Source organism: Variovorax sp. 278MFTsu5.1 (assembly GCF_048305045.1).
Taxonomy (GTDB): Bacteria; Pseudomonadota; Gammaproteobacteria; order Burkholderiales; family Burkholderiaceae_C; genus Variovorax; species Variovorax guangxiensis.
In genome coordinates, this window is sequence record NZ_CP157622.1 from 723,730 (window position 1) to 736,574 (window position 12,845).

13 protein-coding genes and 1 pseudogene are annotated in these 12,845 nt (G+C 67.5%); 5 read left to right on the top strand and 9 right to left on the bottom strand.

Annotated features, from left to right (window positions below):
- The first annotated feature begins 60 nt into the window (after positions 1–60).
- Together ABL844_RS03210 and ABL844_RS03215 are read left to right on the top strand one after the other, a co-directional pair.
- Positions 61–957, top strand: a complete 897-nt coding sequence (locus tag ABL844_RS03210) for a LysR family transcriptional regulator (protein ID WP_126022175.1) — start codon at positions 61–63, stop codon at positions 955–957.
- Between the two features lie 34 nt (positions 958–991).
- Positions 992–1,702 (top strand): DUF3053 domain-containing protein, encoded by a 711-nt coding sequence (locus tag ABL844_RS03215; protein ID WP_418130462.1) that lies wholly within the window; start codon positions 992–994, stop codon positions 1,700–1,702.
- 120 nt (positions 1,703–1,822) lie between these two features.
- Here ABL844_RS03215 and thiL read toward each other — a convergent pair whose 3' ends face one another.
- The 8 genes and pseudogenes from thiL to apaG form a co-directional block, all read right to left on the bottom strand.
- On the bottom strand, positions 1,823–2,779 hold the full coding sequence (gene thiL / locus ABL844_RS03220) for a thiamine-phosphate kinase (protein WP_184639977.1): 957 nt from the start codon (positions 2,777–2,779) through the stop codon (positions 1,823–1,825).
- A 72-nt stretch (positions 2,780–2,851) separates the two neighbouring features.
- A complete protein-coding gene (locus ABL844_RS03225) occupies positions 2,852–3,349 on the bottom strand; it encodes a DUF4411 family protein (protein WP_418130463.1) in 498 nt (165 codons plus the stop codon).
- A complete protein-coding gene (locus ABL844_RS03230) occupies positions 3,346–4,155 on the bottom strand; it encodes an ImmA/IrrE family metallo-endopeptidase (RefSeq protein WP_418131873.1) in 810 nt (269 codons plus the stop codon). The genes ABL844_RS03225 and ABL844_RS03230 overlap by 4 nt, the downstream gene beginning before the upstream one ends.
- Positions 4,156–4,347: 192 nt before the next feature.
- Positions 4,348–4,485, bottom strand: a pseudogene (locus ABL844_RS03235) (helix-turn-helix domain-containing protein); the annotation flags it as partial.
- 98 nt (positions 4,486–4,583) lie between these two features.
- A complete protein-coding gene (locus tag ABL844_RS03240) occupies positions 4,584–5,792 on the bottom strand; it encodes a YbdK family carboxylate-amine ligase (protein ID WP_418130464.1) in 1,209 nt (402 codons plus the stop codon).
- Positions 5,789–7,060 carry a cation:proton antiporter gene (locus tag ABL844_RS03245; RefSeq protein ID WP_126022169.1) on the bottom strand — a complete coding sequence of 424 codons (1,272 nt, stop codon included), beginning with the start codon at positions 7,058–7,060 and terminating at the stop codon, positions 5,789–5,791. Before ABL844_RS03245 ends, ABL844_RS03240 begins: the two co-directional genes overlap by 4 nt.
- Complete coding sequence (locus ABL844_RS03250; RefSeq protein ID WP_418130465.1) at positions 7,057–9,042, bottom strand: site-specific recombinase; 1,986 nt, start codon at positions 9,040–9,042, stop codon at positions 7,057–7,059. The genes ABL844_RS03245 and ABL844_RS03250 overlap by 4 nt, the downstream gene beginning before the upstream one ends.
- 120 nt (positions 9,043–9,162) lie before the next feature.
- Positions 9,163–9,558 carry a Co2+/Mg2+ efflux protein ApaG gene (apaG, locus tag ABL844_RS03255; protein ID WP_184639972.1) on the bottom strand — a complete coding sequence of 132 codons (396 nt, stop codon included), beginning with the start codon at positions 9,556–9,558 and terminating at the stop codon, positions 9,163–9,165.
- A gap of 69 nt (positions 9,559–9,627) precedes the next feature.
- On the opposite strand from apaG, the gene rpe reads away from it, so the two are divergent.
- On the top strand, positions 9,628–10,323 hold the full coding sequence (gene rpe / locus ABL844_RS03260; RefSeq protein ID WP_418130466.1) for a ribulose-phosphate 3-epimerase: 696 nt from the start codon (positions 9,628–9,630) through the stop codon (positions 10,321–10,323).
- Here the strand turns inward: rpe and ABL844_RS03265 are convergent.
- A complete protein-coding gene (locus ABL844_RS03265; protein WP_126022165.1) occupies positions 10,313–10,579 on the bottom strand; it encodes a hypothetical protein in 267 nt (88 codons plus the stop codon). The two genes, rpe and ABL844_RS03265, sit on opposite strands and share 11 nt — an antisense overlap.
- Before the next feature lie 179 nt (positions 10,580–10,758).
- Here ABL844_RS03265 and ABL844_RS03270 point away from each other — a divergent pair, with 179 nt between their 5' ends.
- A complete protein-coding gene (locus tag ABL844_RS03270) occupies positions 10,759–11,778 on the top strand; it encodes a succinylglutamate desuccinylase/aspartoacylase family protein (protein WP_418130467.1) in 1,020 nt (339 codons plus the stop codon).
- A gap of 75 nt (positions 11,779–11,853) precedes the next feature.
- Entirely contained in the window at positions 11,854–12,843 is a 990-nt protein-coding gene (locus ABL844_RS03275) for a Ku protein (RefSeq protein WP_418130468.1), read from the top strand.
- Positions 12,844–12,845 lie beyond the last annotated feature (2 nt).

The window sequence follows — 12,845 nt, forward strand, 5'->3', positions numbered from 1 at the left end:
GAACGATGGGCGGATTCATTCGTAAATCAAGAAATTTCTAATGAAATATCATCTTTGCTGATGAATGCGAACTTCAGTCCTACGATCCGCCAGCTGCGTGCGTTCCTCGCCGTCTACCAGCTGAAACAGCTCAGCGCGGCGGCCCAGCGGCTGTTCGTCACGCAGTCGGCGGTGAGCATGCTGATCCGCCAGCTCGAGGAGGGGCTGGACACCCGCCTCTTCGACCGCACCACGCGTTCGCTCAAGGCCACGGCGGCGGCCGAGCAGATGGTGTCGACGGTCGAGCGCATCCTGCGCGACGTGGATTCGCTGTCGAACGACTTCCGCGAGCTGGCCGCGCTCGAACGCGGCCGCGTCACGCTCGCCATCACGCCCACGCTCGCGGCCCTGCTGCTGCCCGATGCCATGCGCGCCTTCAACGAGCAGCACCCCGGCGTGCGCGTGCTGGTGAACGACTGCGCGCCCGACCAGTTCATCTCGCGCATCATCGGCGAGCACGTGGACTTCGGCATCGGCACCCCCGAGCGCCCCGGCGCGGAGGTCGAGGTGCAGCGCCTCATGCGCGACCACCTCGCCGTGGTCTGCCGCGAAGACCACCCGCTGGCCAAGCCCCGCGTGGTGCGCTGGAGCGACCTGCGCGGCCACCCCGTCATCACCGTGCGCCCCGGCTACGGCGTGCGACCGCTCATCGACGGCACCGCCGCCGAGGCGGGCGTGGCGCTCGACGTGGTGAACGAGGTGTCGTTCCTCTCCACCGCCATCTGGATGACGGCAGCCGGCATGGGCGCGTCGATCATGCCCTCGGCCTTCGCGCGCGCGGAGGCCGACTCCTCGCTGGTCATCAAGGTACTGAGCTCGCCGCGCGTGGCGCGCGACATCTCCATCGTCACCAAGCGCGGCCACTCGCTCTCGGCTGCCGCGCGCGCATTCATCGACGCGCTGAAGCGCTCCCTATAATTTTTCCGGAACAACTACAGAGGGGGCCCGGCCCATGAGAACTTTCATTCAACGTCTCGGGGCCATGTCGCTCCTCGTCGCCTTCAGCCTCGCGCTGGTGGCCTGCGGCAACAAGGAGGCCGAGCAGCGCAAGGCCTTCATCTCCTTCCTGCAGACCCGAGTGCTCGACAAGCCCGGCCTGCGCGTGCCGGTGCCCACGGCCGAAGAGAAGGCCTCGTTCGGCGACTACGCGCAGCACTACGCGGTGATCACCGACTTCAACGAAGGCATGAACAAGTCGGTGAGCCAGCCCATGACGCAGATCATGGCCAAGGGCGCGCTTCGCTCCATCGCCGACCTGCCCGCGCGCCGCGACGACCTCAAGGCCGCGAAGGACGGCCTCGGCGGCCTGCGCACCGCGCTCGACCAGCAGTCCGCCAGGGCCGACGCCGCGCACGCGCAGCTCAAGCAGCCCGACGACCTGAAGCAGGTCTACGACAAGGCCTACGCCAAGACCGTGACCACGCCCTCGGCCACCTTCAAGGAAGTGTTCCCCGCGCTCGACACCGTGTTCGACAGCGCGCTGGCCATCGGCGACTTCATGGAGAAGAACAAGTCGAAGATCCAGATCAGCGGCAGCAGCGTCGCCGTGACCGACCCGGCAGTGCAGGCCGAGCTCAACAAGATGCTGCAGCAGCTCAACGGGCAGTCGGCTGCCATCAACGCGGCTCAGCAGAAGATGCAGGCCGTGGTGCGCGGAGGATAGGCTCTCCCCCAGGCTGCGCGCACTTCGTGTCGCTTCGCCAACCCCCTTCCGGGGGCAACACCTGAGGCCCGGCAAAGCCGGTTCCTCGGTGTTTCCCGAAAGAGAGGGATTGCAGGAAAACTAGACGAAATGATCGAACGAGCCGAAGCGCTGCGACACCGGCGCGCCGGCCGCGTCGACGATGCGCAGGCCGGCGTCGGCCTCGATGCGGCCGATGCGCGTGACGCGCGTTGAACTGTCCATGCCTGCCTGCCCGACCGCGTTGCGCGCCGAGGCGGGCGCGGTGAAGACCAGCTCGTAGTCGTCGCCGCCCGAGAGCGCGCAGGTGCGGCGCAGTTCCTCGCCCAGGTTGCCGGTGTCGACCGAGATCAGCGCGGTGGCCGCGTCCACGTCGAGCGTGGCGCCCACGCCGCTCGACGCGAGGATGTGGCCCAGGTCGCCGATCAGCCCGTCGCTCACGTCCACCGCCGAAGTGGCGATGCCGCGCAGGGCCTGCCCGAGCGCCACGCGCGGCGTGGGCTGCTCCATGCGCCTGCGCGCCGTATCGAAGGCGTCCGCCGGCAGCGCGATCGTGCCCCGGAACACTTCGAGCGCCAGCCGAGCCTCGCCTGGCGTGCCGCTCACCCAGATGTCGTCGCCCGCGCGCGCGCCCGAGCGCAGCAGCGCCGCGCCGGCCGGCACTTCGCCGAACACCGTGATGCAGATGTTGAGCGGGCCGCGCGTGGTGTCGCCGCCTACCAGCTCGCAGCCGTGCGCGTCGGCCAGCGCGAGCAGGCCGCGCGAGAAGCCTTCGAGCCACGGCTCGTCCACGCCGGGCAGCGCCAGCGCGAGCGTGAAGGCCAGTGGCTTCGCGCCGCAGGCGGCCAGGTCGCTGAGGTTCACCGCCAGCGCCTTGTGGCCCAGCCGGGCCGGCTCGACGGTGGAAAGAAAGTGCCGTCCCTCGACCAGCATGTCCGAGGAAACGGCGAGCTGCATGCCCGCGGCCGGCGCGAGCAATGCGCAGTCGTCGCCCACGCCCAGCGGCGAGCGCTTGGCGGGGCGCTTGAAGTAGCGTGCGATCAGGTCGAATTCACCCATGGGGGTGAGAGCATAAGCGCTGCGGCGCCGGAGCGAACTCCCGGCACGATCCTCGCTGGAGCCACTCGTAGTTCAGTCCGCTAGAACGAGGCGAGCTTCCAGCCGATTCAACATGTCGAATGTATTGATGCACTCAACGCCGTAGTGCGAACACACGTTGGGGATCAGAAATTTTCGGCGGCTCTCCATGTTCAGCCGCTCGTTAGTTACCACGATGTATCCAGTGACGCGTGCTTTGGCGATCAACCACGGGTCGGCTCCGCTGAGAAACTCCTCCAACGCACCGGCTTTCATGGTCGCGGCTTGATCGGCGACGTGTGCGGCAATCTCGGCAAAAGCATGTTGCGTCGTTTCATCTGACTCTGACAAGAACAGATCCGACTGCGTCACTACCCACTGCGCGAGCTCGTCGTTGCCTCGCCGCAGTTCAGTACTCACGCTCTCCACGCTCGCCAACCTGCCTGCATCCTTGTTCCGAGTGAGCCAAGTCCAGTAGCCAGGGCAGAAGCGCATCTGGTAATAGCGATTCTTCGCTTCGATGAGTGTGTTCGCATCGAGGAGATAACTCATACGCCGATCTGCTCCGCGAATTCCCGAATCTTGTTGGGTTGCACACCGAGCAAGCGTCCCGCTTCTCGAAGAAGCAAGCGGCCGCTGAGCGCTTCTGTCACTACCGCCTGTGCGAAACGCCGGCTATTTTTTGCGCCGGCAGCTCGATAGAAATTTCCACCGTTGTTATCTTGGGTTCTGAACTCTGCAAGAGTTGCTAGGTAGTGGTCTGTGTACGTTGTTTGATCGATGAGTCCCAGATCGAAAGCGCGACGCATGATGACAAGGCGACTGACGTGAAAGCGCCGAGCCAGCTCCGCCACCAGAAGGCTCAACTCTGCAGGACCTGCGTGCCAAAGCTTCCAGAACAATTCTCGAGGGACGAGAAACTCTCCAGCGACCGCGTTGCAGAAAGTCTCCTCTCGGCGACTATTGCCCGGGGCAACGCTCGAAATGCCGCTGGCACCGATCCAGATATGCGCCAATTCGTGCATCAAAGTGAAAAGCCTGGCGGCTGGTGCATCAGCAGAATTGATGAAGACCACGGGAGTCAGCGGATCGCTGATCGCAAATCCACGGAACTCGCTGACGTCGAGCTTCCGACGAGTGTTGTTGCCGACAATGCCGCTTCGCATGACGAGGATGCCCACACGCTCGGTTGCTTCAATGAGATCTCGAAAGTAAGCTTCCCAGGTACGCTGACCTTGTTCGACGGCCACGTTCAAGACACTTCTGATATCTGCGGCGACTTCTACCACCGGCGAGTTCGTAGTGAATCGCCCAACAAAAGGCAGTGGGTCGCGACCGTGATCCTTCTGGTATTCCAAGTACCACTCCTGCCGTTGCAGTGCGATGCGCACTGTGTCGAGAAGATCTATGCTGGGTCGCGGGACGGGTACTCCACCAACGGTTCTTAGGTCGGGGAGTGGGAGCAGTTCCTCCGGAGGCTCTTGGAGGAACAAATATCCAAAAGGAGCGTGAAAAGCGTGTGCCAGGTGCTGAGCTTGGCGAAACGTAGGGCGGCTCTCTCCGCTCTCCCAGGCTTCAAGGCGCTCCGGCTTTACGTTCGCACTTTGCGCAGCGTCATCCAGGCTGAGGCCCAGACGCTCGCGTGCCCATCGCAGTAGCGTTGGGTTGATGAGTGCTTGGGTTGCCATGCGGCAAGGATAAGGGATACCGAGCGCACAAAGATCGTGGCCGATGCGTCAAATTGCGCCGAATATCCCTGTTTGCACTAAGCAGCGGGAGGGAGCCTCTAAGCCGCTCCGCGGAACCTCAGCGCCGCCTGCCGCACGACCTCCGCCAGCAACCGTTCCTTGCCCTGCTTCTCGCGCAGCCAGCGCGCGTCGTTGCGGTTCGACTCCACGCTGGTGCGCAGCTCGCCCAGCGCCTTGGTGGCGTTGAGCGCCTCGCTGTGCCATTCGAGCTGGGTCATCGTCATCAGGATGTGGTCGCGCAGCGGCATGTGCTGGCCGGTGGCCGGGTCGACGTACACCGCGTCGAGGCCGAAGCGGCAGGCCTGGAAGCGGTTGTAGGTGTAGACGAGGTAGTCGTCTTCCGTCGGCTCGAAGGGCTGCTCCTGCAGGAACCACGCGGCCAGCGACTGCACGTAGCCGGCGAGCGCGGCTGCGCGCTCCACCGTGAGGGGCGTGTCGAACACGCGGATCTCGATGGTGCCGAACTCGGGCTTGGGGCGGATGTCCCAGTAGAAGTCCTTCATGCTGCGCACGACGCCGGTGCGGGTCATGCGCTCGAAATACGCCTCGAACTCCTTCCAGCTCAGCGTGAAGGGCGCACGGCCCGAGAGCGGGAATGCGAACACCGAGTTCAGCCGCGCCGAGTCGAACTGCGTGTCCTGCCCCTGCACGAAGGGCGACGACGCCGACAGCGCGATGAAGTGCGGGATGTAGCGCGACATGCGGTGCAGCATCAGCAGCGCCGCGTCGGCGTCGGGGCAGCCGATGTGCACGTGCTGGCCGAAGATGGTGAACTGCTTGCTCAGGTAGCCGTACAGCTCCGAGAGCTCGCGAAAGCGCGGCTTGTCGTAGATGCGCCGCTCGTGCCACTGCTGGAAGGCATGCGTGCCGCCGCCCACCACCGCGATGTTGAGCTTGTCGGCGTTGCGGATCAGCGCCTCGCGGATCGGCGAGAGCTGCGTGATCACGTCCTGCGCGGAGTGGCAGATGCCGGTCGAGATCTCGATCATGCTCGACGTCATCTCGGGCACCACGCTGCCGGGCAACGGGGTCTGGGCCATCAGGCGCAGCATGTCCTCGGCGTAGGGGGCGAGGTCGTAGTCGTGCGTGTTCACCAGCTGGAGCTCGAGTTCCACGCCGAGCGAGAGCGCCTCCGATTTGTTGAAGGGCTCCAGCTTGACCGCGCGGCTCGCGGGGTCGGCAGGCAGCGGCGCCGAGCGCACGTCGTCGCTGTCCGGGTCGATGGGTGTGGTTGCGGTGGTGCTCATCGCTGCGTGTCCTCGGTGATGCTGAAGGCCCGTGGCGCCCAGGGCACCGAACTTTCTCCCACCGCGTGGATGGCCAGCGTGGCGAGCACCGCGCCCACCACCTCCATCAGCAGGATCGAGGGCAGCGCCACCTGCGTGATCATCGTGCCCAGCAGCGGCGAGGCGGTGGCGAAGTTGGAGGCGATCAGCAGTGCGATGGAGGACAGCGGCGACATCGCGCAGCCGACCCAGAAAGCCTGCTTCCAGCTCGCGCCGCTGCCGGGGTTGGCCACGGCCACGCCGGCGATCTTGGTCAGCAGGCGGATGCCGATGACGGCCAGCACCACGCTGGCTACCGGCAGGGTCCAGTCGGCCTGCGCCGCGACGATGGACACCAGCACGAACATCAGCATGGTCAGCAGCGAGGAGGCCGTGCCCAGCTGCCGCTGCCAGGCCCAGGGCTTGGGGTTGAGCGTCTTGAGCAGCACGCCGCCGATCAGCGCCGCCAGCGGCGCGGAGCCGCCCACGTGCGCGGTGAGCGCTGCGCCGGCCGCGATGATCGCCAGCAGCAGGATGGAGGTGTTCTCGCTCGACGGGCTCATCACCCGCAGCGCCGAGCGCAGCGCCAGCGCCATGATCGCGCCCACCACGAACGACAGGCCCAGCACCACCGCCACCGGGTAGAGCTTCTGCAGCATGGTCTGCGGTGCGCGCTCGATCAGCCCGGCCTGCGCGTAGCCCAGCGCCAGCGCATAGAAGGTGTTGAGCGTGGCCAGCGTCATCGCGCGCTCGGTCACGGGGCCGGCGGCGCGGGTGTCGATGATCACGCGGCTGAGCACCGCCGGCGAGGCGACGATGGCCATCAGCGCGATCGGGTTGGCCACCGGTTCGGGCAGGCCCAGCAGCGTGAGCATCCAGTACACGCCGAAATAGGTGAGCGTGGCTTCGAGCAGGCTCTGCACCAGCACCATCGGGTTGTGGCGGAACCAGCGCAGCGGCAGCCGCCCGCCGGCTTCGAACAGCACCACGGCCGCGCCGAGCTCGAGCAGGAAGAGGCTGATGCCGCGCAGCGGCCAGATCGCGCCCTCGAAGCCGGCGAAGCCCACCACCGCCCCGACCAGCGAGTAGCCGATCACCTTGGGCAGCCCGAGGTAGCGTTGCACGAGATGGCCGGAGGCCGCCGCCGCCGCCAGCAGCAGCGACCACAGCACGGTGGGCAGGCCGGCCGAGGGGCGCACCCACTCGGACCAGAAACCCAGCAGATCGTTGAAGAAGCTCGTCAAATTCATCCAGGAAGGAAAAAGCTCACCGGACGGCTGCGCCAGCGGGCCCAGATCGCGCTGCGGATGCGCGCGCGGTCACCGAGGCTCACGCTGTGCGCGCGCAGCGCCAGGCGGAAAGCGAAGTAGAAACTCACGCTCACATTGAGCGCGCCAATGACCGGGATCGCCGCCACCGCCCACCACAGCGCAGGCTGCTGCAACACAGCCAGGCCGGTGGATGCCGCCGCGGCGGCGATCTGTCCGGCCGACAGTGTCACGTGCCGCACGTCCAGCCCGAGCCCGAAGAAACCCGCGAACGCGGGCAGCAGCCCGAGCATGAGTCCCAGCGAGATGTTGGAGGCGAAGCCTGAAATGTTGGTGCGCATGAAATCGGCCCAGCGACGAGCCCGTGCGGCGCCGAGAAAAGCGCCGATGCGGGGGTTGTAACGCATTGCAGAGTCCAGTCGATGCAGGACAAAGGCGTTTTCTGTCCATCCGGCGATGATGCTGGCCGAAAACAGCAGGATGCCGGTGATTGCCGCATAAAGCGCGGTCGGCCCGGCCAGCGAAAGCGATTTCAGCGTGGCCGCCGCATGGGCCGCGTCCAGCAGGGGCCGTTCCAGCGCGAACTGGAACAGCATCGTGACAGCCGCCATCGCCGGCACCACCACCAGCACGTTGCCCAGCACCGCCGCCACCTGCGAGCGCACCAGGTTGGCGACCTCGTCGACGAAATCGTCCACGCCCGCGTCCGACCTGATGTCGCGAAGCCGCGCCGCCATTGCCGGCGCGGTCATCGCGGGCTGCTTGGTGGCCAGTGTCAGGTGCAGCAGCTGGATGGCGACGAAGCTGGCCGCGTACATCAGCCCCGCGCTCAGCCCGCTCCAGAAGGCCGACAGCCCCAGCGCGTAGATGCCGAACTTCAGCAGCACCGTGAGGGCGGTGAAAGCGCCGCCGCCAGCCGCCTTCTTCACCATCTGCAGGTAGCTGGCACGGTCGCGGGTGATGTAGTGCTCGCCGGTCTCGGCGCTGCGCTCGGTCACCTTGGCGGCCAGCATCGAGGAGTTGGAGGCGATCAGCGCCCGGATGCTGTTGCGCTCGCCGCCGGCCAGCACCAGCCGGCCGACCAGCCGCGCCACGCTGGGCCCGGGGTTGGCCGTCATCAGGCAGTCGAGCAGCTCGCGGATGCGCAGCACCCGCTCGCGCAGCTGACGCAGTCGGAACACCAGGCCGACGGAGATGCCGTTGTCTTCCAGGTGCGTGTAGACCGAGGCGGCGGCCGCGCGGCAGGCGTCCAGCCGGTCGCGGAAGGCCACGAAGGCGGCCTGCAGCGCTTCCTCGTCGCGCGGCTCGCCGGGGCGGTCGAACATCTGCTCGCGCAGTTCGTCGAGGTCGGCCAGCAGCGCGTGGAAGGGGCGTGTTTCGCCGATCGCGTCGGTGCTCATGCGCAGGCGCAGCTCGGGCGAGAAGCCGGCGGCCACGACCTGGCTGCTGCAGTAGGTGACGGCGTCCATCACCGTGTGGCGCCAGCGCGGCGCGCCGTCTTCATCGAGTGCGGCGTCGGCCAGCAGGGCGCCGATGCGGCCGAGCTGCGTCTCGTCGAGCAGGGCGATCCAGCCCGCGTCGAACACGCCGGGCAGCACCATGCGGAACAGGTCCGATGCGTCGGTGGTCTCGGGCGTGCCGGGCAGGATCTTGCGGCGCAGCCGCTCGCTCAGCTCGCTGGCGAAGGCGGTGCGCGGGGCGAAGCCGTAGTCGGCCAGGAGCGTGGTGAGGTCGACCGTCTGCGTGAAGACGCGCCACCAGGCGCGCAGCCGCTCGCGCAGCTCGGGCCGCGCCTCGACGGCGTCCAGCAGCAGCTGCACGCGGCCGATGGCCGCCTGCGGGGAGGCGCGGTCGCCGCGCACCCAGTCGAAGATGTCGATGAGCCAGATGTGGCGCTGCGCCACATCGGCCGTGGGATCGAGGCCGGCAAGCAGCCCCTGCAAGTCGCGCGATGCGGCAGCCATGGGTGTGAGTGGGGATCTGTGCGGTGAACACCGCGGAACCGGCTTTGCCGGGCCGCCGGTGTTGCCCCCGGCGAGGGGGAAGGAGAAGCGACACGAAGTGCGCGAAGCCTGGAGGAGTGCCTAGTGCAGGACGCGGGAGACGGGAGCGCCGCCTATGTCGGCTTCGAGAACGAACATCGGAATGGGCACGTCGAAGCGTTCGCCTTCCTCGGTCACCACGAAGTAGCTGCCGTGCATCGTGCCGCTCGAGGCCTGCAGGCGGCATCCGCTGGTGTAGCGGAAGGTCTCGCCGGGCGCCAGCAGCGGCTGCTGGCCGATCACGCCCAGTCCTTTCACCTCCTGCGAATGTCCCGAGGCGTCGTTGATCAGCCAGTGGCGGGCAATCAGCTGGGCGGACACCGGGCCGGTGTTCGTGATGGTGACGGTGTACGAGAAAGTGTAGATGTTGTCCTTGGCCGAGGACTGGTCGGCAAGGTAGCGGGGTTCGACCTGTACGCTGAAGGGGCTGTGTGACATGGGGCGGATGGTAACGGAGGCTAACGCAGGCCTTTTGTCGGGCTTGCGCCGGCTGCGAGAATGGGGGCCATGAGCACCCCGTTCCGCATCGCGCCTTCCATCCTGTCCGCCGACTTCGCGCACCTCGGCCAAGAACTGACCGACGTGATCGCGGCCGGCGCCGACTGGATCCATTTCGACGTGATGGACAACCATTACGTGCCGAACCTGACCTTCGGCCCGATGATCTGCCAGGCGCTCAAGCCCTACGCCAAGACCGCCGACGGTACCCCGGTGCCGATCGACGTGCACCTCATGATCCAGCCGGTCGACGCCCTGGCGGCCTCCTTCGCGCAAGCGGGCGCCGACTACATCAGCTTCCACCCCGACGCCTCGCCCCACACGCACCGCAGCATCCAGGCCATCAAGGCGGCCGGCTGCAAGGCCGGGCTGGTGTTCAACCCGGGGCTGGGCCTGGAGGCGCTGGACTGGGCCATCGACGACATCGACCTCATCCTGATCATGAGCGTCAACCCCGGTTTCGGCGGCCAGAGCTTCATCGACTCGGCCCTGCGCAAGATCGAACAAGCCCGCAAGCGCATCGAGCAGAGCGGGCGCGACATCCGCCTGGAGGTGGACGGTGGCATCAAGGCCGACAACATCGCGCGCGTGGCCTCCGCCGGCGCCGACACCTTCGTGGCCGGCAGCGCGATCTTCAACGCCAAGCACTACGGCGCCGTCATCTCCGAGATGCGCAAGCAGCTCGCGGGCGTCGTCAGCGCTTGAGCTTCTCGTTGTAGACGCGGTCGCTGGGCGGGCCGCGGTCGGTGTCGACCACGCCGCGCTCCACGTCGTCATGGGCCTTGCGGCCCATCTCGGGCTGGCTGCCCTCCCTGGCCTGCTGGCTGTCCGACGACTGGTCGCGCTCGTGCGGCAGGCGCGGCGACGACTCGCCACCCTGCTCCACCTTGGTGTTGCCGCCGCCGGCATCCTTCAGCGGATCGGTGGGCTGCGCCTTGCCGGGGTTGCTCTTGCTGTTCATGCATGGACTCCTTTCGACAGCCACAGAGCCTGCGCCGGCACTTCGGCCTGCCCGGTAGGACGGCCGAGGCACTCCCTGTAGGCCTTGCCTCGGCCTCGGCCTTGGCGGGGCCGCGGCCTGCTGCTATCGAACGCATAGCGCTTTTGCCTGCGGGCGAGGGGCTCCGCAATAATCCCCGGATGTCTTCCGATCCTTTCGCCGACGCGGCAACCGACAGCCTGCGCATCCATTCGTTCGCCTCGCTGAACCCCGGTCCCCGGCTGCTCGTGATGGGCGGCGTGCATGGCGACGAAATCTCCGGCACCCTGGGCATCGAGCGCGTGCTGGGCGAGTTCGAGTCGGGCTCGTTGCGGCTCTTGCGCGGCGAACTCACCATGGTGCCGGTGGCCAACCCGCTCGCGCGGCGCCGCCTGCAGCGCGAGGGCGAGCGCAACCTCAACCGCATGTTCCGGCCGACCGGGTCGCCGGCCGACTACGAAGCCCGCGTGACCAACGTGCTGGCCCCGATCATCGAGCGCCACGAGGTGTTGCTCGACCTGCATTCCTTCCAGAGCGAGGGCGAGGCCTTCGCGATGATCGGCCCGCGCGACAACGCCGGCACGCTGGAACCTTTCGCCCGCTCCTACGAGGAAGGCCAGCTCGCGCTGCACATCGGCACGCCCATCGTGGTGGAGGGCTGGCTCGACATCTACGCCGCCGGCCTCGCGCAGCGCGCGGGCGGCACACCGGCCAGCGAGGCCGAGCTCGACTTCGGCCGCGGCACCAACGAATACATCCGCAGCCGCGGCGGCTATGGCGTGACGCTCGAATGCGGCCAGCACCTCGACCCGCAGGCGCCCGAGGTGGCGTGGCGCGCCATCCGCCGCACCCTGGCACTGCTGGGCATGGCCGCGCTGCCCGAGGGCCTGTCGGGCGGCCCCGCGCAGCCGCCGAAGCTGCTGCGCCTTGCCAGCGTGACCGACCGGCTGCACGAGGAAGACAGCTTCGTGCGCGACTGGGCCACCTTCGACGAAGTGCAGCGCGGCGAGCCCATCGGCATGCGCCATGACGGCACGCTGTTGAGCGCGCCGGACGACGGCTTCATCGTGTTCCCCAACGCGATGGCGCTGCCGGGGGCGGAGTGGTTCTACTTCGCGCGCCCCAGCGAGCGCCAGCTCGGACCTGTCGCCAGGGCCGCCGGAGCCACCGGCGCGGCCTGACGGCGCCTGGGGCCGCGCTCCTACATCGCGCGCGCCGGGGCGGCGCACATTCGAGGGGGAAGGAGTGTGCAGCACATGCCCGTCTCGAAAAAAGCACCCGCGCCGCGCGTCCTGTGGAAGGGCGCCATCAGCTTCGGCCTCGTCCACATACCGGTGGCGCTGTATTCGGCCACCGTCGACCACGGCATCGACTTCGACTGGCTCGACAAGAGGACCATGGACCCGGTCGGCTACAAGCGCATCAACAAGAAGACCGGCCGCGAGATCGCGCGCGAGCAGATCGTGAAGGGCATCGAGTACGAGAGCGGCGAGTACGTGGTGCTCAGCGACAAGGAAATCGCCGCCGCCTACCCGAAGACCACGCAGACCATCGAGATCGAGAGCTTCGTGCCGGCCAACGGCATTCCCTTCGTGTACCTGGAGCGCCCCTACTACGTGGCGCCCATCAACCGAGGCGCAAAGGTGTATGCACTGTTGCGCGAGACCCTGCAGCGCAGCGGACGCGTGGGCGTGGCCCGCGTCGTCATCCAGACCAAGCAGCATCTGGCCGCGCTGGTGCCCGTGGGCCCCGGCCTCGTGCTGAACCTGCTGCGCTGGGGCGCCGACATCCGCCCGTGGACCGACCTGCCGCTGCCCTCCGAAGACGCGAAGAAGGCCGGCCTGCGCCCGCGCGAACTCGAGATGGCGAAGGAGCTGGTCGAGGACATGAGCGCCGAGTGGGACCCGGAGGAATTCCGCGACGAATTCAAGGACGAGATCCTGCGGCTGGTCGAAAAGAAGGTGAAGGCCGGCCAGACCGAGACCGTGACGCAGCCTGAGCCGGAAGAAGGCGAACAGGCCGAAGGCCGCGGCGCCAAGGTCATCGACCTGACCGAGCTGCTCAAGCGCAGCCTGCGCAAGGGCGGAGGTGCCAGGTCCAGGAGCGAGGATGCCGAAGAAGAAGAGGAGGAGCCGCGACCCAGGCGCCCCGCCGCGAAGAAACCCAAGACCGGCAAGACCGCCGCGAGAAGCACCGGCGGCACCACGCGCAGCAGGGCGCCGGCGCGCCACCGCCGCGCCGCCTGAGC